This window comes from Cellulosimicrobium sp. AB352, assembly GCF_049538415.1.
Classification (GTDB): domain Bacteria; phylum Actinomycetota; class Actinomycetes; order Actinomycetales; family Cellulomonadaceae; genus Cellulosimicrobium; species Cellulosimicrobium funkei.
This window is the reverse complement of sequence record NZ_JBMVFX010000006.1, coordinates 129,884-151,463: the sequence shown is the minus strand read 5'-3', so window position 1 is coordinate 151,463 and position 21,580 is coordinate 129,884. Positions and strand designations below refer to the sequence as shown.

Here is a 21,580-nt window from a genome sequence, read left to right as displayed (position 1 = left end):
CCGGAACCTCACGGGCCGTCACGCCCCGCGCACGAGGAGCGTCGTGACCGGCCCCATGACGATCGCGTACATGACCGCGAAGAACAGCGTGTGCAGGAGCACGAAGAGCAGCGCGTCCAGCACGGCGCCGCGCGCCCGGAAGTGGCGCACGAGCTTGCGCACGAACTGGACCGGGTGGGCGAGGTCCCAGCTGTTGAACCGCACGTACCGGCCGAGGTAGATCCCGACGGAGACGAGCGCCAGCACGACGAGCACCACGACCCACGACACGGGACGGCGGAACGGGGCGTCGTCGTCCGGGTAGAGCACGATCGCGAGCAGCGCCTGCGCGAGGAACACGTTGACGAGCGTGTTCATCACCCCGGACAGGGCGAGCGTGAGCACGGCCACGATGTCGTACCAGAGCGGGACCTCCTCGCCCTCCTGCCGGTGGCTGTAGTTCAGCTCGGTGACGAGGTAGCCCGCGTTCGGCAGGAGCAGCAGCCAGACGCCGAACCCGACGACGGCGCACGTCACGACCGCCCACGACGGGGCGCCGCCCGCGATGAGCACGGCGTCGACGAGGACGACGAGCCCGAGCACGATCACCGGCGCTATCGAGAGCCCGATGTTGAGGAGCATCGGCCGGTACACGCGCGTGCGGTACAGCGGCGCGCGCAGCACCACGAGGGCGAGCGCGTACACGTTGAGCAGGGCCACGCCCCCGAAGAGCCAGTCGAGCACGACCCCACGGTACGGGGGGTTCCCCGCGCGCGGCGCGGGGAGCGTCGTTAGCGTGGAGGTGCTCGACGCAACGATCTCCCCCCGTGCCCGACGACGGGCACCTCCCCCCAGGAGTCGCCATGGCGCAGCAGGACGCGGGCAGGGCCGCCGGGCCCGCCGCGACGACGACGACGACGTCCACCTCCCCGACCCTCATGCTCGTCCTCGCGACCATCGGGTTCGCGGTGAACTTCTGGGCCTGGGCGCTCATCAGCCCGCTCGGCGCGGCGTACGGGCAGCAGTACGACCTCACCGACGTGCAGGTGTCCGTGCTGGTGGCCGTCCCGGTCGTCGTCGGGTCGCTCGGCCGCATCCCGGTAGGGGCACTCACGGACCGGTACGGCGCCCGCATCATGTTCCCCCTGGTCAGCGCGCTGACGATCCTGCCCGTGCTGTTCGTCGGGCTCGTCGCGGACAGCTTCGCCTGGCTGATCGTCGGCGGGTTCTTCCTCGGTCTCGGCGGCACCGCGTTCGCCGTCGGGGTGCCGTTCGTCAACGCGTGGTACCCGCCCGCGCGGCGCGGCACCGCCGTCGGGATCTTCGGCATGGGCATGGGCGGCACCGCGATCTCCGCGTTCACCACCGTCCGCATCCGCGACGCGTGGGGCGACGCCGCCCCGTTCCTCCTCGTCGCCGCCGTCCTCGCGGTGTTCGCCGTCGTGTCGTGGCTGCTGCTGCGCGTCCCGCCCGGCCGGGCGACCGCCCCCGCCGGCGGGTTCTGGTCCCGCACCTGGGCGACGTTCCGTCTCCCCGCCACCCTGCAGCTCTCCTGGCTGTACGCCGTCGGGTTCGGCGGGTTCGTCGCGTTCTCCGTCTACCTGCCGACGTTCCTCGTCAACGCCTACGACCTCACCGCGTCCGACGCCGCGGCCCGCACCGCCGGGTTCGTCGTGCTCGCCGTCGTCATGCGGCCTGTCGGCGGCGCGCTGTCCGACCGGTTCGGCGGCGTGCCCGTGTCCGTCGCATGCTTCGCCGTCGTGACGGCGCTCGCCGCCGTCGTCGCGTTCCAGCCGTCGCTCGTGCCGGTCGGGACGATCGCGTTCCTCGGCCTCGCCGCCGCGCTCGGTGCGTCGTCGGGCGCGACGTTCGCCCTCGTCTCGAAGGTCGCGCCGGTCGAGAAGGTCGGGGCGGTCACGGGCCTCGTCGGCGCGGCGGGCGGCCTCGGCGGGTTCATACCGCCGCTGCTCATGGGCGCCGTCTACCAGCTCGAGGGCACCTACGGCCTGGGCTTCGGCCTGCTCGCCCTCACCGCCCTGCTGACCCTGCTGTTCACCCTCGGCCCCGTCCGTCGGGGCGTCCAGGCCCGCGCCGCCGCGTCCTCCTGACCCGCCCGAGAGTGGCCCCACGCTCGCGAAGTAGAGCCGTGGTCACGCGAGGTAGAGCCGTGGTCACGCGAGGTAGAGCCGTGGTCACGCGAGGTAGAGCCGTGGTCACGCGAGGTAGAGCCGTGGTCACGCGAGGTAGAGCCGTGGTTATGCCCGACGGCGCGTGGTCGCCCCGGGTGGCCGGGGTGGGCGGTGGTGCCGCGTCTACCATCCACCAGGCCCGCCACGACGCGGCACCACCACCCACCCCGCCCGGCGTCGTCTCACCTCTGGGTCTCCCCTGCCCGAGCGACTGCCCGCGGGGTCAGGTGCGCTCGCACCGCACCGCCCACCGGGTCACCGCGGTCGCGCCGGAACTCGGTGGCGAGCAGGCGATCTGGGCTCGTCCTGGTCGGCTGACGGGCCACAATCCCCTGCTCGCCGGAGGCCGCGGCCCATGGTGGACAGTGGGTGTCGCTCGACCCTCCGGGCCGGCGCGGGGCGGCCGGGGGGGGTGGTGCCTGGTTCCACCACGGTCTTCGCCATTGACCACGGCTCTACTTCGCGTGACCACAGCTCTACCTCGGCGAGCCACGGCTCTACCTCGCATGACCACGGCTCTACCTCGCTACCTCGTGTGGCGAGAGGTCTTGATCGCGAGGTCAGTCCGACGCCGCGGTGCCGCGGGCGACGAGGCGCGGGAGGACGAACCAGAGGCCGACGAGCAGCACGAGCGCGCTGCCGCTCGACCACAGGGCCGCGGTGCGGTTCACGACGACGTCGACCACGAGCAGCACGGTCCCCGTGACGACGAACGCGAGGACGAGCACGCCGAACCGCGCGATCCGGTCGCTCAGGGTCACGAGCGTCGTCTTGCGGTGCCGGCGGAAGAGCGTGCGGTGCAGGCTCACGGGCGTCACGAACAGGCCGGTCGACAGCACGGCCAGCGCGACGAGCGCGAGGTAGACGTCGGTCTGGAAGGTGTCGAGGTCTCCGAAGCGCTGCTGGAACGGCAGCGTGAGGAGGAACCCCGTGAGGATCTGCACGCCCATCTGCATGACGCGCAGCTCCTGGAGCAGCTCGGCCCAGTTCCGGTCGGACCGTTCCTCGGCCGACTCGTCCCGCCCGTCGCTGACCTGCGTGGTCACGGTTTCCTCCCTCGCGCCGACGCTGGGATAATCTTCAGTCTGCTGGGGTCAGGAATCGGCTCCGTCCTGCTCGATCTCCGGGGACCCCCATCGATGGACGCTGCCCTGCCCGCCCACGCCACCGAGCCCGACGACGTCGTCCCGCCCGCTCTCGCCGACCTCCTCGCCGCCCTCGGCCCGGGTGACCCCCAGCCGGTCGGCCGCTTCCGCGTGGACATCGCGACCGACACGTGGTGGTGGTCCGACGAGGTGTACGAGATGCACGGTTTCGCGCCGGGCGAGGTCGTGCCGACGACCGCCCTCGTCCTGTCGCACAAGCACCCCGAGGACCGCGAGCGCGTCGCGAGCGAGCTCGCGCAGGCCGCGCGGACCGGGGAGCCGTTCGGGTCCATGCACCGCATCGTGGACGCGACGGGCGCTACTCGCACGCTCGCCGTCGCGGCGCAGGGGAAGAACCCGGGCGCGGAGCTGCCCTGGGCGCACGTGGTGGGCTACTTCGTCGACCTGACGACGGCGCACGCCGAGGCCGCGCGGCGCGAGGCGACCGCGTCGATCCGGGCCGCAGACGCGTCGCGCTCGGTGATCGAGCAGGCGAAGGGCGTGCTCATGGCGGCGCTGCGCACGGGACCCGACGACGCGTTCGAGGTGCTGCGCCGGCGCTCGAACGACGTGAACGTCCCCGTCCGCGAGCTCGCCCGTCGCCTCGTGGAGGGCGTGGTCGGCGGCGCCGAGCCGGCCGGGCCGCTGCTCGACGAGTCGGTCCGACGCCGGGTCGACGCGCTGCTCGAGGCGCCGTGCGCCGACGAGCCGGCCACCGGCGGCTGAGCGCCGGGGCTCAGTCCCCCGCGGGCGCGCCGACGCCGGGGATGCGGCGGGTCTCGACGATCTCGCGGGCGACGTCGACGAGCTTGATGTTCGCGTCCTGGGACACGCGGCTCATCACGGCGAACGCGCGGCCGGGCGTCAGGGAGTACCGCTCCATGATGATGCCCTGCGCCTGCCCGATGAGCGTGCGGGTCTGGACGGCGGACTGCAGCTGCTCCTCGGTCCGCGCGGCCGAGATGGCCGCGGCGGCGACGGCCGCGAACGTCGAGGCGAGGTGGTGGGAGTCCGGGCCGAACGCGTCGCGCGAGCCGGAGTACATGTTGAGCGCGCCGTGCGCGTTCTCGGACGTGTAGAGCTGGACGCACAGCATGGAGCCGACGCCGAGCTCGCCCGCCGCGCGCGGCGCCCACCGCGGCCAGCGCGGGTCCGCAGCGACGTCCCCGGACTCCACGAGCGCGTGCTCGCGGATGGCATCGAGGCACGGGCCCTCGTCGAGCTCGTACTGGAGCGCGTCCCCGCGCGCCACGACCGGGTCCGACACGGCCGCGCTCTCGATGCGGCGGCGGGTCACGAGCGAGATGCCGGCCTCGTCGCAGCCGTCGACCATCGCCACCGCGAGCTCGACCACCCGGTCGAGCGTCTGCTGGAGGGTGGGCTCGTCGGCGAGCGCGCGGGCGGCGTCCGCCACGAGGCCCGCCACCGTCGCCTCCTCCGCCATCAGGTCGACGACGGGGACCTCGGTCAGCGGTGCTCCGGACCCTCCCGGGGTCGGCTCGCCGCTCGTTCCGCGATCGGTGCTCATGGTGCTCTCCTTGTCTCCGCCGCAAGCCTACGTCGCGGCGAGCCGGAGCACGTACGGCGTCGGAGGCCCCGCCCGGGCGTCACCGGGGCGGGGCGGGGGCGGCGGCCGTCTCGCCCGCACAAGGCGTGGCGGCTGTGACCCTCTCACGGGCGCCGTCGCTCTCGCGGCGGTCCCGCCCCCGGGCGGACGCGGACGCCCACCCTCCGACCCTCCCGGGCGAGCCGCGGTCTCACGGTCCGCGGCTCCCCCGGCGAGGAGGGGCCCGTCAGAACACGGGCTTGCCTCCCGTGACACCGAGGACGGTGCCGGACACGTAGCTCGCGTCCGTCGGGGATGCGAGGAAGACGAACGCCGGGGCGACCTCCGCGGGCTGGCCCGCGCGCCCCAGCGGGGTGTCCTTCCCGAACTGCTCGATCTTCTCCTCGGGCTGGGTGGCCGGCTGGAGCGGCGTCCAGATCGGTCCCGGCGCGACGGCGTTCACGCGGATGCCGCGCGGGCCGAGCTCGGCCGCGAGGTTCACCGTGAGGTTGTTGATCGCCGCCTTCGTCGACGCGTAGTCGAGCAGGGACGTCGACGGCTGGAACGCCTGGATCGACGAGTTGTTGACGATCGCCGCGCCCTCGCCCAGGTGCTCGAGCGCAGACTGCGTGATCCACAGCAGCGCGTAGAGGTTCGTCTTGAGCACCCGGTCGATCTCGTCGGTCGTGACGTCCTCGATCGACTCGCGCCGCGCCATCTGGAAGCCGGCGTTGTTGACGAGCACGTCGAGCCCGCCGAGCTCGGCCGCGGCGCGTCCGGGCAGGGCCCGCGCCGTCGCCTCGTCGGTGACGTCGCCGGGCAGGAGGGCGCACGTGCGGCCCGCCTCGCGGACCCAGCGCGCCGTCTCCTCGGCGTCCTCCTGCTCCTGGGGCAGGTAGCCGATGGCGACGTCGGCGCCCTCGCGCGCGAACGCGATGGCGACGGCGCGACCGATGCCCGAGTCACCGCCCGTGATCAGCGCCCGACGGCCCTCGAGCCGCCCGGTGCCGCGATAGGACTGCTCGCCGTGGTCGGGCACCGGTTCCATGCGTCCGGTGAGGCCCGGGGGTTCCTGCTGCTGGGCCGGGAAGGTGGTCTCGTCGGTCATGTCGTTCCTCCTTCTCGTGTGGGGTTCTCGTCGTGCGCGGGGCCGTCCGGCTCAGGAGCGGGCCGGCTCCCGACGGCGCGCGAGCTGCGCCTCGTGGGCGCGGGGCCGCGCGACCGGACGGACGGCGGCGAACGCGCCCGCGACCGTGGCCTCGGCCGTCGGGCCGACCCCGCCGGCCTTGCTCAGCGCGCGCATGACCTGCGCGGCCGTCTCCTGGACGGGGACGCCGGCCTCGCCGGCCGCCTCCGCGAGGAGCTGGCCCGCTGCGACGTCGTCGACGCCGTGCACGGCCATGAGCACGCCCTTGACCTGCTCGACGGCGGCCTGCGCGACGAACGCACGCGTGACGGCGCGCTGCGACTCGCGCTCCAGCGCCTCCTTGTGCGTCGGGGTGACGTCGACGACGTACCCCGCGATCTCGACGACGCGACCGCGCGCGTCCCGTCGGCCCTGTCCCGTCACGACGACGGACCGGGCCTTGCCGTGCCCGTCGACGATCCGGTGGGCGCACGAGAACGGGCGACCGGAACGGATCGCCTCCGTGGCGGCGCGCACCACGCGGGCGCGGTCGTCCGGGTGCTTGCGCGAGCGCAGCGCGTCGAGGCTGGGCTGGACGTCCCCCGGCGCCCAGCCGTGCATGGTGTACACCTCGTCCGACCACCACCACGTCCCGGTGCCGAGCTCGACGCGGTACTGCCCCACGAGGAGGTGCGTGCCCACGGCAAGCACCTCCGCGAGCGCTGCGGGGCGCACGGGCGCCGTCTGGTCGGGGCTGAGGGTGGTCACGGGGATCGAGGCCATGTCGTCCTCCCAAGGTTCGGGGGGCTTCGGGCCGCTTCATGACTCCGGTGCCCAACGTAGCCCACCCTCCCGAGGTCGGCACCCGGGCTCGGCTACGGTGCGGGCATGACGCGCGACCCGAGTCGGACGATCGTCCAGCACACCGCGGACGCGCTCGCGCTCGTCCGCCCGACGGCGCCCGCGGACACCCCGCTGGAGGACGCGGTGGGGGCCGTCCTGGCCGCCGACGTCGTGTCCGCGCTGGACGCCCCCGCGTTCGACGCGTCCGCGATGGACGGGTACGCAGTGCGCGCGCAGGACGTGGCGGGGGCGACGCCGTCGGCGCCCGTGGTGCTGCGCGTCGTGGGCGACGTCGCGGCCGGGGACGCGGGCCCGCCCGGGCTCGACGGCGGTCTGGGGCCGGGCGAGGCGGTCCGGATCATGACGGGCGCGCCCGTGCCGCCCGGGGCGGACGCCGTCGTGCCCGTCGAGCGCACGTCGACCGGTCGCTTCACGCCGGGCGCGGCCGGGAGCGGGCCGACGACGGTCGCGATCCACGACGCCTCGCGCACCCACGTGCGGACCTGCGGGGAGGACGTGCGCCGGGGGGACGTCGTCGTCGCGGCAGGCGCCGTGCTCACGGCGCGGCACGTCTCGGTCGCGGCGTCCGCCGGGCACGCGACCGTGCGCGTGCACCGCGCGCCGCGCGTCGCGGTGCTCTCCACCGGCAGCGAGCTCGTGGCGCCGGGGACCACGCCGGGACCGGGGCACCTCCCGGACTCCAACTCCGTCCTGCTCGCCGCGGCGGCCCGCACGGCGGGCGCGCACGTGGTCCGGCGCGGGGCCGTGGGCGACTCCGCGGCGGCGCTCGTCGCGACGCTGGACGGGCTGCTCGACGCGTTCGACGGCGCCCCGCCCGACCTGCTCGTCAGCACCGGCGGGGTGAGCGCGGGGGCGTTCGACGTCGTGCGCGAGGTGCTCGACCCCGCGACCCGCGCGGGCACGCCGTGGCAGGACGCGGTCACCGACGCCCGGCTCGTCGCGGTCGGCATGCAGCCCGGCCGCCCGCAGGGTCTCGGACGCTGGCGGGGTGTGCCGTGGCTCGCGCTGCCGGGCAACCCCGTGAGCGCGTACGTGTCGTTCGAGCTGTTCGTGCGGCCCGTCGTGGACCGGCTGCGCGGCGTGCCCGGCACGGGCCGCCCGCTCGTCCGGCGCGTCGCCGCCGCGGGGTGGTCCTCGCCGCCTGGGCGCGAGCAGCTCGTCCTCGTGCGCCACACCGAGCCCGACGGCGCGCACGTCGTCCCCGCGGGCCGTCACCCCGACGAGCGCACGACGGCGCGCGGCTCCGGCTCGCACCGCGTGAGCGCGCTCGCGCACGCCGACGCGCTCGCCGTCGTCGGCGCCGACGTCACGGCCGTGGCACCGGGCGACCCCGTGCAGGTGCTGCTGCTCTGAGCCCGAGGTCGGCCTCGATCACTTCGCCGCGGGCGGCGGGTGCCCCTCCGACGCCTGCACGACGACGATCCCGCGCCCCGAGAGCGCGAGCTGGTACGCCTCGCCGGACCCGCGCCCGATCGCGGCACCGAGCTTCGCCGTCTTGCGGATCGAGGACTGCAGCGACGTCGACCACAGCACCGCGGCCTGCATGTCGACGAAGGTGGGGACGTCGACGTCGAGCACGACGGGCGTGCCGAACGCCGTGACGGCCAGCGACCCGGTCCCCGTGAACGTCGTGTTGAACAGGCCGCCGCTGAGCATCGACGCGCCCTCGACCCGGTTGATGTCCCACGCGAGCGAGCTCTCGAACGCGAGCACGTTCGCGCCGTTGACCGTCACGCCCTCGTCCTCCAGGTGGAGCACGAAGACCTGGTCCGCGTCCTGCGCGAGGAAGACGTCCCCGCTGCCCGAGACCTTCATGAGCGACATGCCCTCGCCCGTGAACGCCTTCTTGAACATCTTGCCGAGACCGCCGCTGCCCTCGTACGCGAAGTCGACGTCGCCCTGGTAGGCGACCATCGAGCCCTGCTTCGCGAAGAAGAACCCGCCGGTGCCGCGGAGGTCGACCTTGAGCATGCGGTCGTTCTGGAGCTGGAAGCTGCCGGGCTCGACGGAGCGCTCGGCGTGGTCGAGGAGTGAGCTGCGCATGGGCCGATCCTCGCGGCTGCGGGCCGCGAGCGCACCCGATCCCCCGACCGTCCGCGCGTACGGCACCACGCGCGGCGCCGCGTGCGAGAGTGGCGGCATGAGCTTCACGCACCTCGACGAGCGCGGGCACGCGCGCATGGTCGACGTCACCGCCAAGCAGCCCACCGTCCGCTCCGCGACAGCGACCGGGACCGTGCGGTGCTCGCCGGAGATCGTCGCCGCGCTGCGCGACGGGACCGTCCCCAAGGGCGACGTGCTCGCCGTCGCGCGCATCGCCGGGATCGCGGGCGCCAAGCGGACGTCCGAGCTCCTGCCGCTCGCGCACGTCATCGGCGTCCACGGGGCGGTCGTCGACCTCGTCGTGGGCGACCACGGCGTCGACGTCACCGCGACCGTCCGGACCGCGGACCGCACGGGCGTCGAGATGGAGGCGCTGACGGCCGTCGCCGTCGCGGGCCTCGCGGTCGTCGACATGGTCAAGGGCCTCGACAAGTCCGTCGAGCTCACGGACGTGCGGCTGGTCGCGAAGACCGGGGGCAAGTCCGGCGACTGGCACCGCGAGCCGTGACCGCCCACCCCGCCGACGGCTCGGCACCCGACGGGCCGGGTCGGCACCTCGGGCTGCCGATCCGCGCACGGGGTGCCGAACCGTCCCTCCGGTTCGACGCCGTCGTGCTGGCCGGAGGGCGGGCGCAGCGGCTGGGGACGCCCAAGCCGGGGCTCGTCGTCGGGGGTCGGCCCCTGCTGGAGCACGCGCTCGCGGCGACCGTGGGGGCGGCGCGGACGGTCGTCGTCGGGCCGGACGAGCTCGCCGCCCCGGGGCGCTACGTCCGCACGCGCGAGGACCCGCCGTTCGGGGGGCCCGTCGCCGGGATCGCGGCCGGGCTCGCCGCCCTGCCCGACGACGGCCGCGCGCCCTGGGTGCTCGTGCTCGCCTGCGACGTCCCCCGCGCCGCCGAGGCGGTACCCGCGCTGCTCGCCGCCGCCCGCCGCCGGAGCGGCGAGGTCGCCGTCCACGCGGTGCGCGACGGACGCGCTCAGTGGCTCGTCGGGCTGTACGAGCGCGCGGCGCTCGACGCCGCGCTCGACGCGCTGCCGACCGTGCAGGGCGCGTCGGTGCGGCGGCTCCTCGCCGGTCTCCCCGCGATCGGCGTCCCCGACGACACGGGCGCCACCGACGACGTGGACACGTGGGAGGATGCCCGCGAGCAGGAGCGCCGCCTGGCCGCAGGCGCGCCCGCGGTGCCCGGCGCCCCGCCCGCCGGCACCCCCGACGACGGCAGGAGGCCACGATGACGAACCTCGAACGCTGGGTCGACGCGCTCGCGCAGGACCTCGACCTCGACCCGGAGGTCGTCGACATCGGCGCGGTCCTCGACCTCGCGCGCGACGCCGCGCACGGCATCGAGCGCCCCGCCGCGCCTCTCACGACGTTCGTCGCGGGCTACGTCGCCGGGCTCGCCGTGCACGACGGGTCGGGCCGCAGCGTGCAGGACGTGCTCGACCGGGCGACCGAGCTCGCGCTCGCGTGGACGCCCGAGCCCGAGCTGCCCGGCACGGCGGCCCCGGCCGGGGCGCAGGACTGAGAGATGGCGACCGTCCGCTACTTCGCCGGCGCGCGCGACGCCGCCGGCACCGAGACCGAGACCGTCGACGCGACGACGGTCGGCGAGCTGCACGCCGCCGTCGTCGCCCGGCACGCGGCGCTCGCCGGCGTGCTCCCGCGCTGCTCGCTCCTCGTGGGAGGCGTCCGCGCGGCGAGCGACGACACCCCGGTCGCCGCGGACGAGACGGTGGACGTCCTCCCCCCGTTCGCCGGCGGCTGACCCCGCCCGGCTGACCCCGCCCCGTGCCGAGCAGGCGGTCCTGGCTCGTCACGGTCCCGGACCCGCCGCGACCGCCTGGTCGGCGCGCCCCGACGGGCTGGTCGTCAGTGGTCGCCGCCGTCGAGCTGCGCGAGGACGTGCGGCAGGAGCGGCTCCAGGACGGCCCAGCCGTCGCGCACCCCGCCGGTGGAGCCAGGGAGGTTGACCACGAGCGCGCGCCCGTGCGGGCCGGGCGCGACCCCCGCGACGCCGCGCGACAGCACCGCCGCGGGGACGTGCTCCGCGCCCCGGCGGCGCAGCTCCTCGGCGATGCCCGGGACCTCCTGCGCCAGCACCTCGCGGGTGCCCTCGGGCGTGAGGTCACGCGGCCCGACGCCCGTCCCCCCGGTCGTGAGCACGACGCGCGCTCCCCCGGCCACCGCCCGGGTGACCGCGTCGCGGACGGGAGCGACGCCGTCGGGCACGAGGTCGGTGACGACCGCCCAGCCCGACGCCGCGAGCAGCCCCGCGAGGAGAGGTCCCGAGCAGTCCTCCGCCTCGCCGCGCGAGCAGCGGTCGGACACGGTGACGACGGCGACGGTCGCGTCCGCGGGCCGTCCGGTGGGTGCGGTCATGGCGCCACGGTAGCGAGCCCGGCCCGGCCCGGCAGGGACGGGACCACGGCGCGCGCTCACCGCGCGCGATCCGGGCGACCTGGGCATAGTGGCTGTGGACCGACCGCCGCACCTGCTCGCCCAGGAGGCTCGTATGTCGTACCTGTCCGTGCCGTCGTCGCCGCCGGCGCGCCGCCCCTGGTGGTGCCCGGTGGCCCCCGCCGCCCCGGGGGGCGGGAGCGCCGCATGACGACGACGTCGGAGGGCCCGGTCGAGGACGCGCTGCTGCGGCTCGGCAAGCACCTCAAACGCGGGACGGTGTCCGACGACCTGCGGCAGGTGTTCCTCACGGGCGGCCGCCAGGGCGACGTGTTCTACCGTGACCGCTGGTCCCACGACAAGGTCGTGCGCTCGACCCACGGCGTGAACTGCACCGGGTCGTGCTCGTGGAAGGTGTACGTCAAGGACGGCATCATCACGTGGGAGACCCAGCAGACCGACTACCCCTCCGTGGGGCCGGACTCGCCCGAGTACGAGCCGCGCGGCTGCCCCCGCGGCGCCGCGTTCTCCTGGTACACCTACTCCCCCACGCGCGTGCGCTACCCCTACGTGCGCAGCGCGCTGCTCGACGCCTACCGCGCGGCCCGCGCCGCCACGGGCGACCCGGTGCTCGCGTGGCGCAAGGTCACGACGGACCCCACCACCGCCCGCGCCTACAAGGCGGCGCGCGGCAAGGGCGGCCTCGTGCGCGCCACGTGGGACGAGGCGGCGGAGATCGTCGCCGCGGCGCACGTGCACACGATCGCGGCGTACGGGCCCGACCGCATCGCGGGGTTCTCCCCGATCCCCGCCATGTCGATGGTCTCCCACGGGGTGGGCGCGCGGTTCGTCCAGATGCTCGGCGGCACCATGCTGTCGTTCTACGACTGGTACGCCGACCTGCCCGTCGCGTCCCCGCAGGTCTTCGGCGACCAGACCGACGTCCCGGAGTCCGCGGACTGGTGGAACTCGACGTACTGCATCATGTGGGGCTCGAACGTCCCCGTGACCCGCACGCCCGACGCCCACTTCATGACCGAGGCGCGCTACCGCGGCCAGAAGGTGATCGTTGTGTCGCCCGACTACGCGGACAACACGAAGTTCGCCGACGAGTGGCTCGCCCCGCACCCGGGCACGGACGGCGCGCTCGCCCAGGCCATGGGCCACGTGATCCTCACGGAGCACTACGCGCAGCGCCGCACCCCGCAGTTCGCGGAGTACGCGGCCCGCTTCACGGACCTCCCCCACCTCGTCGTGCTCGAGGAGCACGACGACGGCTCGGGCACGACGTACGTGCCCGGGAAGTTCCTCACCGCGGCGGACCTGCCCGACGGCGTCGGGCGCCCCGGCGACGACGGCGCCGGCTCGGCGAACGCGCGCTTCAAGACCGTCGTGCTCGACGCGGACGGCACCCCGCGCGTCCCGCACGGGAGCCTCGGCCACCGCTACGGCGAGGCCGACGCCGGGCGGTGGAACCTCGACCTCGGCGACATCGACCCGCTGCTCTCGGTCGCCGACCCGCACGGCGTCTTCTGGGGCTCCCCCCAGACGCCTCCCAGCCGCGACACCGTCCCCGAGCGCCCGCTGTCGCCCGACCAGGGCTCTACCCCGGCCGACCAGGGCTCTACCCCGGCGGACCCGGGCTCTCCCTCGGCCGACCACTCGTACGAGACGGTCGCCGTCGGGCTGCCGCGGTTCGACCTCGACCCGGCCCCGGGCGACGACGCGGGCGCGCACCTGGGCGGTGCGGGCGTCGTCGTGCGTGGCGTGCCGGCGCGTCGCGTCGGCGGGCGGCTCGTCACGACGGTGCTCGACCTGCTGCTCGCGCAGTACGGCGTGAACCGGCCGGAGCTCGGCCTGCCGGGCGAGTGGCCCGCGGGCTACGACGACGACGCGACTCCCGCGACCCCGGCGTGGCAGGAGCGGTTCACGGGCGTCCCGGCCGCGGCGGCCGCGCGCATCGGGCGCGAGTTCGCGCAGAACGCGCTCGACTCGGGCGGGCGCTCGATGATCATCATGGGCGCGGGCACCAACCACTGGTTCCACTCCGACACGATCTACCGCGCGATGCTCGCGCTGACCACCCTCACGGGCTGCCAGGGCGTGAACGGGGGCGGGTGGGCGCACTACGTGGGGCAGGAGAAGTGCCGTCCCGTCACGGGGTGGGCCCAGTACGCGGGCGGCCTCGACTGGTCACGACCGCCGCGCCAGATGATCGGCACCGCGTTCTGGTACCTCGCAACGGACCAGTGGCGCTACGACGGCCTGCCCGCGGACGCCCTCGCGTCGCCGCTCGCGCAGGGGCAGTTCTCCGGGCGCACGACGGCGGACACGCTCGTCGAGTCCGCGCAGCGCGGCTGGATGCCGAGCTACCCGACGTTCGACCGCAACCCGCTCGACCTCGTGGACGAGGCCCGCGCGGCGGGCAAGGAGCCGGCGCAGCACGTCGTCGACGAGCTCAAGGCCGGGAACCTCCGGTTCGCGTGCGAGGACCCCGACGACCCGGCGAACTTCCCGCGCGTCGTCACGGTGTGGCGCGCGAACATCCTCGGGTCGTCGGGCAAGGGCAACGAGTACTTCCTCCAGCACCTCCTGGGGACGGACGCCGCGGTCAACGCCGCGGAGTCCGGCCCCGAGCGGCGCCCGCGGTCGATGACGTGGCGCGAGGAGGCGCCGCGCGGCAAGCTCGACCTGCTCGTCACGCTCGACTTCCGGATGACGTCGACGACGCTGTTCTCGGACGTCGTGCTCCCCGCCGCGACCTGGTACGAGAAGCACGACCTGTCCTCGACGGACATGCACCCGTTCGTGCACTCGTTCAACCCGGCGATCGACCCGCCGTGGCAGACGCGCACGGACTTCGACATCTTCCACACCGTCGCGGCGAAGGTCTCCGAGCTCGCGGTGACGCACCTCGGGGTGCGGGAGGACCTCGTCGCCGCCCCGCTCGCGCACGACACCCCGGACGAGATGGCCGTCCCGCACGGCGCGCTCACCGACTCGGGGCGGCCCGTGACCGAGCGCGAGCTCGTGCCGGGCGTGACGATGCCGAAGCTCGTCGTCGTCGAGCGCGACTACCCGGCGTTCGCCGCGCGCATGGCCGCGCTCGGTCCCCTCACCGAGAAGGCGGGCATGGCGACCAAGGGCGTGCAGTTCTCGCCCGGGCCGGAGGTCGCGGACCTCGGCCGGCGCAACGGGCTCGTGCCCGACGGCCCCGCCGCCGGACGTCCGCGCCTCGACCGCGACACGCACGCGTGCGAGATGATCCTCGCCCTCTCGGGCACGACGAACGGTCGCCTCGCCGTGCAGGGGTTCGAGCACGTCGAGCGCCGCACGGGCACGCCCCTGGCGGACCTCGCCCGCGACGAGCAGGGCAAGCGCGTGACGTTCCCGGACGTGCAGTCCCGCCCGACCCCGGTCATCACCTCGCCCGAGTGGTCGGGCTCGGAGCACGGCGGGCGCCGGTACTCGGCGTTCGTCGTCAACGTGGAGCGGCTCAAGCCGTGGCACACCCTCACGGGCCGGCAGCACTTCTACCTCGACCACGACTGGATGATCGAGCTCGGCGAGCACCTGCCGGTGTTCCGGCCGCCGCTCGACATGCACCGGCTGTTCGGCGACTCGCCCGTCGTGGGCGACACCTCGCCGTCGGGCTACCCGGGGTCCGCCGGGCACGCGGAGGTCGCGGTGCGGTACCTGACCCCGCACAACAAGTGGGCGATCCACTCGGAGTACCAGGACAACCTCTTCATGTTGTCGCTGTCGCGCGGCGGCCCCGGCATCTGGATGAGCCCGGCCGACGCGGCCAAGATCGGCGTCGCGGACAACGAGTGGATCGAGGCGTACAACCGCAACGGCGTCGTGGTGGCGCGCGCGATCGTCAGCCACCGGATGCCCGAGGGCACGGTCTACATGTTCCACGCGACCGACCGCACGATCGACGTCCCGCTCGCCGAGACGTCGGGCCTGCGCGGCGGCATCCACAACTCGCTCACGCGCATCCTGCTCAAGCCGACGCACCTCGCGGGCGGGTACGCCCAGCTCTCGTACGCGTTCAACTACCTCGGGCCCACGGGGAACCAGCGCGACGAGATGACGGTCGTCCGGCGCCGGAGCCAGGAGGTGCGGTACTCGTGACGCGGACGGACGCAGCAGGCGGCCTCGGGCCGGCCGGCCGGGAGGGGGTGACGTCGTGCGGGTGATGGCGCAGATGTCGATGGTCATGAACCTCGACAAGTGCATCGGGTGCCACACGTGCTCGGTGACGTGCAAGCAGGCGTGGACGAACCGCACCGGCGTGGAGTACGTGTGGTTCAACAACGTCGAGACGCGTCCCGGGCTCGGGTACCCGCGCACCTACCAGGACCAGGAGCGCTGGCAGGGCGGCTGGGTGCGGACGAAGAAGGGCCGGCTCAAGCTCCGCGCCGGGGGCCGCCTGAAGAAGCTCGCGACGATCTTCTCCAACCCGAAGCTCCCCTCGATCCACGACTACTACGAGCCGTGGACCTACGAGTACGACATGCTGCTCTCGTCGCCGCAGGGGCAGCACACGCCCGTCGCCCGGCCGAAGTCGCTGCTCACGGGCGGTGACATCAACATCTCCTGGTCCGCGAACTGGGACGACGACCTCGGCGGCTCGACCGCGACGATGCAGGACGACCCCGTGCTCCAGCACATGTCGGAGCACGTGGCCACGGAGCTGGACAAGACGTTCATGTTCTACCTGCCCCGCATCTGCGAGCACTGCCTCAACCCGGCGTGCGTCGCGTCGTGCCCGTCGGGCGCCATGTACAAGCGGGCCGAGGACGGCATCGTGCTGGTCGACCAGGACCAGTGCCGGGGCTGGCGCATGTGCGTCACCGGGTGCCCGTACAAGAAGGTCTACTTCAACCACAAGACCGGCAAGGCCGAGAAGTGCACGCTCTGCTACCCGCGCATCGAGGTCGGCCTGCCGACCGTGTGCTCGGAGACGTGCGTCGGGCGCCTGCGCTACCTCGGCCTCGTCCTCTACGACGCCGACAAGGTCACCGAGGCCGCGAGCGTCGAGGACGAGCACGAGCTCCTCGCCTCGCAGCGCGCCGTCTTCCTCGACCCGAACGACCCGGAGGTCGTGGCCGCCGCGCGTGCCGAGGGCATCCCCGACGACTGGATCACGGCCGCCCAGCGCTCGCCGATCTGGGACCTGATCTCGCGCTACGAGGTCGCGCTGCCCCTGCACCCCGAGTACCGCACGCTGCCGATGGTCTGGTACATCCCGCCGCTGTCCCCCGTCGTCGACGTCGTCGCCGCCTCCGGGAACGACGGCGAGGACGGGCGCACGCTGTTCGCCGCGATCTCGAAGATGCGCATCCCGCTCGAGTACCTCGCGGGGCTGTTCACCGCGGGCGACACCGCCCCGGTCGAACGGGTGCTGCGCCGTCTGGCCGCCATGCGGTCGTACATGCGCGACATCAACCTCGGCCGCGAGGCCGACGAGCGGACCGCGGCCGCGGTCGGCATGACCGGTGCCCAGGTCGAGGAGATGTACCGCCTGCTCGCCGTCGCGAAGTACGAGGACCGGTACGTCATCCCGACCGCGCACACCGAGATCGCGCGCGAGCTCGACGAGCTGTCGTGCTCCCTCGACTACGACGGCGGCCCCGGCATGGGCGGCATGGGCCTCACGGGCGGCGGCCCGTTCGGCGAGACGTCGGGCAGCCCGGTGCCGGTCGCGGTCGAGAACTTCCACGTGCTCCAGGCGCGGCAGACGGCGGACTCGCCCTACGGGCCGTCGACCCCCGGCCGCGTCAACCTCCTCAACTGGGACGGGAACGGGCGACCGCCCGGCCTCTTCCCGCCGGGCGAGGGGCCGGAGCCGGGCGACGTGTCGGGTGCACCCGGCGGTGTCACGCCGGGCGGCCCGGGCTCGTTGCCGGGCGGGCGCCAGGACGCGCGGCACGACACGATCCCCGGTCCCCCGACGTCCGGTGGGCCGGCGCCCGGCGGGCCGGCGGGCGGTCCCGCGCCCGGGAGCGGTCCTGGCGTCGAGCCCGACGGAGGCACCCGATGAGGGCGCGCTCCCTGCTCCCGACCCCGGCGCTGCGGCCCGGGGCACGGCCCCGGGGGCCGCAGCCCGACCACCTGGCACCGGTCGCGACGACGGCCGCCCAGCGCCGCACCGCCCACATGGCCGCGTCGCTGCTGCTGGCCTACCCGGACGAGGACGTGGTCGCCGCGGTCGACGTCGTCCGCGCGTCCGCCCCGGGCCTGCCCGGCCCCGTCCGCGAGCGCCTGGAGGACTTCTGCGACGTGCTCACGACGCCGGGCGGGCCGGGTCTGCGCGAGCTCCAGGCGCGGTACGTCGCGACGTTCGACCTCAAGCGGAAGTGCTCGATGTACCTCTCGTACTACGCGGCGGGCGACACCCGCCGGCGCGGGACGGCGCTCGTCGCGTTCGTCGAGGCGTACCGCGCGGCCGGGTGGGAGGTCACGGGCTCGGAGCTCCCCGACTACCTGCCGACGGTGCTCGAGTTCTCGGCCCGGACCACGGGCGACGACGCGACGATCGCGGCCGGTCTGCTCGCGTCCCACCGCGACGGCATCGAGGTGCTGCGCACGGCGCTCGAGAGCGCGCGCAGCCCCTGGACCGGGGTCGTCGAGGCCGTGTGCCTCACGCTGCCGCCGCTCGACGAGCGCACGCAGCAGCGGTACGTCGAGCTCGTGACGGCGGGGCCGCCCGCCGAGCTCGTGGGCATGGAGCCCTTCGCGCTCGAGCCGTACGGCACGGGCGCGCCCGACCGGACGGGAGGTGCGGTGCGATGAGCGGGGTGAGCACCGGAGAGGTCCTGCTGTGGGTCGTGTTCCCGTACGTGACGTTCGCGGTGTTCGTCGTGGGCTCGATCTGGCGGTACCGGTACGACAAGTTCGGGTGGACGACGCGGTCCAGCGAGCTCTACGAGAAGCGGCTGCTGCGGCTCGGCTCGCCGCTCTTCCACTTCGGCCTGCTGTTCGTGATCCTCGGGCACCTGATGGGGCTCGTGATCCCGGAGTCGTGGACGGAGGCGGTGGGGATCCAGGAGGTCGCGTACCACTTCGTCGCGACGTACATGGGGTCGGTCGCGGCCGTCGTGCTCGTCGCGGGCCTGCTCATCCTCATCTATCGCCGCCGCACGTCCGGGCCCGTCTTCCGCGCGACGACGCGCATGGACAAGACGATGTACGTGTTCCTCGCGGCGTCGATCCTGCTCGGGTCGTGGGCCACGGTGCAGACGCAGCTCCTCGCCGACGGGCTCGGGTACGACTACCGCCAGACCATCTCGCCGTGGTTCCGCTCGCTCTGGTACCTCCAGCCGCAGCCGGAGCTCATGGCGGGCGTGCCCGCGGCGTTCCAGCTCCACATCGTCGCGGCGAACCTGCTGTTCGTCCTGTGGCCGTTCACGCGGCTCGTGCACGCGTTCTCCGCCCCGGTGCCGTACCTGTTCCGCCCGTACGTCGTGTACCGCTCGCGCGACGCGTCGGTCGCCGCGCGCGCCCCGCGCCCGGGCTGGGACCCCTCGGAGCGCCCGCGCTCGCGCTGACCCCGGAGGCCCGGTCCGGCCGGTCCGGGTGGCCCGGGTCGACGCGCGTCGGCGGGTGAATTCGGCCCGAAGTCGTCCACAGGACGCCCCGCGACGCCCTCCTTCCCGGGGCGTTCAACCCCGACCGCGACCGTCCCTGGAAGAGGTCCCCGCATGTCCACCACCGCCCCGACGACCGCCGGTCGTCCCCGCGCCACCCGCCCGTCCGCGCCGTCGGCGGCACACGCCACGCCCGCCCGCCGCCGTCGCGCCGCCCTCGTGCCAGCACGTCTCGCGGGCCGGGCGGACGCCGCCGTCGCCGCGACCGCGCGCGTCCTCACCCGCTGGTCCGTGCCCGCCCTGCGTGTCGCCCTCGGCCTCGTGTTCCTCGGCTTCGGCGTCCTCAAGTTCTTCCCCGGCGCGAGCCCGGCGGAGGCGATCGCCGCCCGGACCGTCGAGACGCTCACGCTCGGCCTCGTGGGCGGGACCACGGCCGTGGTGCTCACCGCGGTCCTGGAGACGTTCATCGGCCTGACGCTCCTCACCGGCCGGCTGCTCCGCGCGGGCCTGCTCGCGCTCGCCGTCGCGCTGGCCGGGATCCTCTCGCCGATCGTGCTGTTCGCCGGCGAGCTGTTCGGCCACGGCGTGACGCTGATGGGCCAGTACGTGCTCAAGGACCTCGTCCTCGTGGCCGGGGCGGCCGTCGTCGCCGCCGTCGCGCTCGGGGCGCGCCTGCGCCTCGACGCATGACACGTGGTGCTCCCCCGCCACCGCACGGTCGCGAGGTAGAGCCCCCGGTCGTGACGTAGAGCGCGGCGGGCTCTACCTCGCGACCGGAGGTTCTACCCCGGTGCAGGGCGGCCCCGTCAGGCGAGCGAGAGCGTCAGGTACGTGCTGTTCGGGTCGTCGGTGTAGTCGGCGAACGGCTCGCACGGCACGAACCCGTGGCGCGCGTAGAGCCGTCGCGCCGCCGCGAAGTAGTCCTCGGTGCCTGTCTCCAGGCTCACGCGGTCGAGGCCGCGGTCGCGTGCGGCGTCGAGCAGGTGCGCGAGGACCGTGGCGGCGACGCCCCGACCCCGCGCGGCCGCCGTCGTGCGCATGGACTTGAGCTCGCCCAGCGTCGCGTCGTGCTGCTTGAGGGCGCCGCAGCCGAGGAGGCCGCCGTCCGCGGACCGCGCGGTGACGAACGTGATGTCCGGCGCGCGCAGGCGCTCGACGTCGAGCGCGTGCACGCTCTCGGGCGGCGACGTCGCGTACATGTCGTCCAGGTGCTCCTGCAGCAGCGCCAGCACATCCGGGGTCGTCGGGTCCTCCGCGACGACGCGCACGTCGTCCCGGGTGGTCGTCTCGCTCACGCGTCGAGGGTGCCACACCGGGCGACGCCGGGATGACACTCCGCAGGTGCGGGTCTAATCTCGTGTTCATGCCGCACTTTCGGATCCGCGAGGCCGCGAGCCTGCTCGGGGTCAGCGACGACACCGTCCGCCGCTGGGTCGGCGCCGGGGACCTCGCCGCGAGCGCCGACGACGCCGGGCGCAAGGTCGTCGACGGCGCGGAGCTCGCGCGCTTCGCCGTCGCGCAGTCGCACCCGACGCCGGACCCGTCGGGCGTCGCCCGCTCGGCGCGCAACCGGTTCGTGGGGATCGTGACGGACGTCGTGAGCGACACCGTCATGTCCCAGGTCGAGATGCTCTGCGGCGGCCAGCGCGTCGTGTCGCTCATGAGCACGGAGGCCGTGCGCGAGCTGCGGCTCGAGCCCGGCAGCCTCGCCGTCGCGGTGGTCAAGGCGACGACCGTCATCGTCGAGACCCCCGGAGGAGCCGCGTGAGCGCGTCCGCCCGCACGACGACCCGCCGCCGCGCCCGGGGCCCTCTCGCGGCGCTCGCGGCGGCGGCCCTGGTCGCCGGCCTCGCCGCGTGCGGCACGGGTGCGGGGACCGGTGACGGCGCCGCCCCCGACCCCGCGCGCACGACGGCCGAGGACCGCACCCTCACCGTGCTCGCCGCGGCGTCGCTGCGCGACGTGTTCACCGACCTCGCGGCGGACTTCGAGGACGAGCACGACGGCGTGATCGTCGCGCTGTCGTTCGCCGGGTCGTCCGACCTGGGCGACCAGATCCTCGCCGGCGCGCCGGCCGACGTCTTCGCGTCCGCGGACGAGCGCTCCATGGCGCGCGTCGTCGACGCCGGGGACGCCGCCGACCCCGTCGCGTTCGCGACGAACACGCTGACGATCGTCACGCCGCCCGGGAACCCCGCGGGCGTCGAGACCTTTGCCGACCTCGCGCGCGACGACGTCAGGGTCGTCGTGTGCGCGCCGCAGGTGCCGTGCGGCAGCGCGACCGACACCGTCGCCGAGGCCGCGGGCGTGACCGTCCACCGCGTGAGCGAGGAGGCCAGCGTCACCGACGTGCTCGGCAAGGTGACGGCGGGCGAGGCCGACGCGGGGCTCGTCTACGTCACCGACGCGACGCTCGCAGGCGACGACGTCGAGGTCGTGGACGTGCCCGAGACGAGCGCCGCGCTCAACGTCTACCCGATCGCGCTCGTTGCGGCGGCCGAGGACGCCGGCCCGGAGCAGGTCGCGCTCGCGCAGGCGTGGGTGGACCTCATGACCGGCGACGCCGGGCAGGCCGCGCTCGCCGCCGCGGGCTTCGGCGCGCCCGACGCACCGTGACCCCCGCGCGCCCCGGCGG

General features: G+C 74.6%; 22 protein-coding genes. 14 read left to right on the top strand and 8 right to left on the bottom strand.

The genetic code is table 11. The annotated features are described in order from the left end of the window. Positions 1-18 precede the first annotated feature (18 nt). Positions 19-723: a DUF1361 domain-containing protein gene (locus tag ACPCUX_RS06405; protein WP_021482839.1), complete on the bottom strand. Its 705-nt coding sequence runs from the start codon at positions 721-723 to the stop codon at positions 19-21. A 119-nt stretch (positions 724-842) separates the two neighbouring features. Here ACPCUX_RS06405 and ACPCUX_RS06400 point away from each other — a divergent pair, with 119 nt between their 5' ends. After that, positions 843-2,087 carry an MFS transporter gene (locus ACPCUX_RS06400; protein ID WP_423388399.1) on the top strand — a complete coding sequence of 415 codons (1,245 nt, stop codon included), beginning with the start codon at positions 843-845 and terminating at the stop codon, positions 2,085-2,087. Between the two features lie 641 nt (positions 2,088-2,728). Here the strand turns inward: ACPCUX_RS06400 and ACPCUX_RS06395 are convergent. After that, positions 2,729-3,214, bottom strand: a complete 486-nt coding sequence (locus tag ACPCUX_RS06395) for a DUF6328 family protein (protein WP_085387233.1) — start codon at positions 3,212-3,214, stop codon at positions 2,729-2,731. Between the two features lie 93 nt (positions 3,215-3,307). On the opposite strand from ACPCUX_RS06395, the gene ACPCUX_RS06390 reads away from it, so the two are divergent. After that, positions 3,308-4,039, top strand: coding sequence for a PAS and ANTAR domain-containing protein (locus ACPCUX_RS06390; protein WP_137280819.1), 732 nt, complete (start codon positions 3,308-3,310; stop codon positions 4,037-4,039). A gap of 10 nt (positions 4,040-4,049) precedes the next feature. Here the strand turns inward: ACPCUX_RS06390 and ACPCUX_RS06385 are convergent, their stop codons facing one another. The 3 genes from ACPCUX_RS06385 to ACPCUX_RS06375 form a co-directional block, all read right to left on the bottom strand. Further along, a complete protein-coding gene (locus ACPCUX_RS06385; protein ID WP_228074952.1) occupies positions 4,050-4,841 on the bottom strand; it encodes a GAF and ANTAR domain-containing protein in 792 nt (263 codons plus the stop codon). 265 nt (positions 4,842-5,106) lie between these two features. After that, on the bottom strand, positions 5,107-5,967 hold the full coding sequence (locus ACPCUX_RS06380) for an SDR family oxidoreductase (protein ID WP_034653313.1): 861 nt from the start codon (positions 5,965-5,967) through the stop codon (positions 5,107-5,109). A gap of 51 nt (positions 5,968-6,018) precedes the next feature. Further along, positions 6,019-6,768, bottom strand: a complete 750-nt coding sequence (locus ACPCUX_RS06375; RefSeq protein WP_061267802.1) for a PAS and ANTAR domain-containing protein — start codon at positions 6,766-6,768, stop codon at positions 6,019-6,021. 105 nt (positions 6,769-6,873) lie between these two features. On the opposite strand from ACPCUX_RS06375, the gene glp reads away from it, so the two are divergent. Further along, positions 6,874-8,202: a gephyrin-like molybdotransferase Glp gene (gene glp, locus ACPCUX_RS06370; protein ID WP_061267803.1), complete on the top strand. Its 1,329-nt coding sequence runs from the start codon at positions 6,874-6,876 to the stop codon at positions 8,200-8,202. Between the two features lie 18 nt (positions 8,203-8,220). Here the strand turns inward: glp and ACPCUX_RS06365 are convergent, their stop codons facing one another. Continuing rightward, on the bottom strand, positions 8,221-8,892 hold the full coding sequence (locus ACPCUX_RS06365; protein ID WP_061267804.1) for an AIM24 family protein: 672 nt from the start codon (positions 8,890-8,892) through the stop codon (positions 8,221-8,223). 97 nt (positions 8,893-8,989) lie between these two features. Between ACPCUX_RS06365 and moaC the strand changes: the two genes are divergently transcribed. The 4 genes from moaC to ACPCUX_RS06345 are packed head-to-tail and all read left to right on the top strand — an operon-like array spanning position 8,990 to position 10,718. Next, positions 8,990-9,460 (top strand): cyclic pyranopterin monophosphate synthase MoaC, encoded by a 471-nt coding sequence (moaC, locus tag ACPCUX_RS06360; protein ID WP_114554273.1) that lies wholly within the window; start codon positions 8,990-8,992, stop codon positions 9,458-9,460. Next, entirely contained in the window at positions 9,457-10,188 is a 732-nt protein-coding gene (mobA, locus tag ACPCUX_RS06355) for a molybdenum cofactor guanylyltransferase (RefSeq protein WP_423388398.1), read from the top strand. The genes moaC and mobA overlap by 4 nt, the downstream gene beginning before the upstream one ends. After that, the gene (locus ACPCUX_RS06350) at positions 10,185-10,478 is read left to right on the top strand and encodes a DUF6457 domain-containing protein (protein ID WP_061267805.1); all 294 of its coding nucleotides are present in this window, start codon (positions 10,185-10,187) and stop codon (positions 10,476-10,478) included. Before mobA ends, ACPCUX_RS06350 begins: the two co-directional genes overlap by 4 nt. A 3-nt stretch (positions 10,479-10,481) precedes the next feature. After that, positions 10,482-10,718: a MoaD/ThiS family protein gene (locus ACPCUX_RS06345; protein ID WP_034655471.1), complete on the top strand. Its 237-nt coding sequence runs from the start codon at positions 10,482-10,484 to the stop codon at positions 10,716-10,718. A 104-nt stretch (positions 10,719-10,822) separates the two neighbouring features. Here the strand turns inward: ACPCUX_RS06345 and ACPCUX_RS06340 are convergent, their stop codons facing one another. Further along, entirely contained in the window at positions 10,823-11,332 is a 510-nt protein-coding gene (locus tag ACPCUX_RS06340) for a MogA/MoaB family molybdenum cofactor biosynthesis protein (RefSeq protein WP_061267806.1), read from the bottom strand. A 225-nt stretch (positions 11,333-11,557) separates the two neighbouring features. Here ACPCUX_RS06340 and ACPCUX_RS06335 point away from each other — a divergent pair, with 225 nt between their 5' ends. The 5 genes from ACPCUX_RS06335 (at position 11,558) to ACPCUX_RS06315 (ending at position 19,635) form a co-directional block, all read left to right on the top strand. After that, the gene (locus ACPCUX_RS06335; protein ID WP_423388397.1) at positions 11,558-15,487 is read left to right on the top strand and encodes a nitrate reductase subunit alpha; all 3,930 of its coding nucleotides are present in this window, start codon (positions 11,558-11,560) and stop codon (positions 15,485-15,487) included. Positions 15,488-15,542: 55 nt separating this feature from the next. Beyond that, entirely contained in the window at positions 15,543-17,399 is a 1,857-nt protein-coding gene (gene narH / locus ACPCUX_RS06330) for a nitrate reductase subunit beta (RefSeq protein WP_391512836.1), read from the top strand. Beyond that, positions 17,396-18,151, top strand: coding sequence for a nitrate reductase molybdenum cofactor assembly chaperone (gene narJ, locus ACPCUX_RS06325; protein WP_423388396.1), 756 nt, complete (start codon positions 17,396-17,398; stop codon positions 18,149-18,151). Before narH ends, narJ begins: the two co-directional genes overlap by 4 nt. Next, positions 18,148-18,906 carry a respiratory nitrate reductase subunit gamma gene (narI, locus tag ACPCUX_RS06320; protein ID WP_212715486.1) on the top strand — a complete coding sequence of 253 codons (759 nt, stop codon included), beginning with the start codon at positions 18,148-18,150 and terminating at the stop codon, positions 18,904-18,906. The genes narJ and narI overlap by 4 nt, the downstream gene beginning before the upstream one ends. Before the next feature lie 153 nt (positions 18,907-19,059). Next, a complete protein-coding gene (locus ACPCUX_RS06315) occupies positions 19,060-19,635 on the top strand; it encodes a DoxX family protein (protein ID WP_423388395.1) in 576 nt (191 codons plus the stop codon). 116 nt (positions 19,636-19,751) lie between these two features. Here the strand turns inward: ACPCUX_RS06315 and ACPCUX_RS06310 are convergent, their stop codons facing one another. After that, positions 19,752-20,240, bottom strand: coding sequence for a GNAT family N-acetyltransferase (locus tag ACPCUX_RS06310; RefSeq protein WP_423388394.1), 489 nt, complete (start codon positions 20,238-20,240; stop codon positions 19,752-19,754). Positions 20,241-20,308: 68 nt separating this feature from the next. Here ACPCUX_RS06310 and ACPCUX_RS06305 point away from each other — a divergent pair, with 68 nt between their 5' ends. Next, positions 20,309-20,713, top strand: coding sequence for a TOBE domain-containing protein (locus tag ACPCUX_RS06305; RefSeq protein WP_391512840.1), 405 nt, complete (start codon positions 20,309-20,311; stop codon positions 20,711-20,713). Further along, positions 20,710-21,561 carry a molybdate ABC transporter substrate-binding protein gene (gene modA / locus ACPCUX_RS06300; RefSeq protein WP_423388393.1) on the top strand — a complete coding sequence of 284 codons (852 nt, stop codon included), beginning with the start codon at positions 20,710-20,712 and terminating at the stop codon, positions 21,559-21,561. The genes ACPCUX_RS06305 and modA overlap by 4 nt, the downstream gene beginning before the upstream one ends. Positions 21,562-21,580: the final 19 nt, after the last annotated feature.

Coding starts and splice junctions, on each gene's coding strand:
- ACPCUX_RS06365 (WP_061267804.1), bottom strand. CDS start 8,892: ATGCGCAGCTCACTCCTCGACCACGCCGAGCGCTCCGTCGAGCCCGGC.
- ACPCUX_RS06385 (WP_228074952.1), bottom strand. CDS start 4,841: ATGAGCACCGATCGCGGAACGAGCGGCGAGCCGACCCCGGGAGGGTCC.
- ACPCUX_RS06305 (WP_391512840.1), top strand. CDS start 20,309: ATGCCGCACTTTCGGATCCGCGAGGCCGCGAGCCTGCTCGGGGTCAGC.
- narJ (WP_423388396.1), top strand. CDS start 17,396: ATGAGGGCGCGCTCCCTGCTCCCGACCCCGGCGCTGCGGCCCGGGGCA.
- moaC (WP_114554273.1), top strand. CDS start 8,990: ATGAGCTTCACGCACCTCGACGAGCGCGGGCACGCGCGCATGGTCGAC.
- ACPCUX_RS06390 (WP_137280819.1), top strand. CDS start 3,308: ATGGACGCTGCCCTGCCCGCCCACGCCACCGAGCCCGACGACGTCGTC.
- ACPCUX_RS06340 (WP_061267806.1), bottom strand. CDS start 11,332: ATGACCGCACCCACCGGACGGCCCGCGGACGCGACCGTCGCCGTCGTC.
- ACPCUX_RS06380 (WP_034653313.1), bottom strand. CDS start 5,967: ATGACCGACGAGACCACCTTCCCGGCCCAGCAGCAGGAACCCCCGGGC.
- ACPCUX_RS06345 (WP_034655471.1), top strand. CDS start 10,482: ATGGCGACCGTCCGCTACTTCGCCGGCGCGCGCGACGCCGCCGGCACC.
- glp (WP_061267803.1), top strand. CDS start 6,874: ATGACGCGCGACCCGAGTCGGACGATCGTCCAGCACACCGCGGACGCG.
- ACPCUX_RS06350 (WP_061267805.1), top strand. CDS start 10,185: ATGACGAACCTCGAACGCTGGGTCGACGCGCTCGCGCAGGACCTCGAC.
- narI (WP_212715486.1), top strand. CDS start 18,148: ATGAGCGGGGTGAGCACCGGAGAGGTCCTGCTGTGGGTCGTGTTCCCG.
- ACPCUX_RS06335 (WP_423388397.1), top strand. CDS start 11,558: ATGACGACGACGTCGGAGGGCCCGGTCGAGGACGCGCTGCTGCGGCTC.
- ACPCUX_RS06400 (WP_423388399.1), top strand. CDS start 843: ATGGCGCAGCAGGACGCGGGCAGGGCCGCCGGGCCCGCCGCGACGACG.
- ACPCUX_RS06375 (WP_061267802.1), bottom strand. CDS start 6,768: ATGGCCTCGATCCCCGTGACCACCCTCAGCCCCGACCAGACGGCGCCC.
- ACPCUX_RS06315 (WP_423388395.1), top strand. CDS start 19,060: ATGTCCACCACCGCCCCGACGACCGCCGGTCGTCCCCGCGCCACCCGC.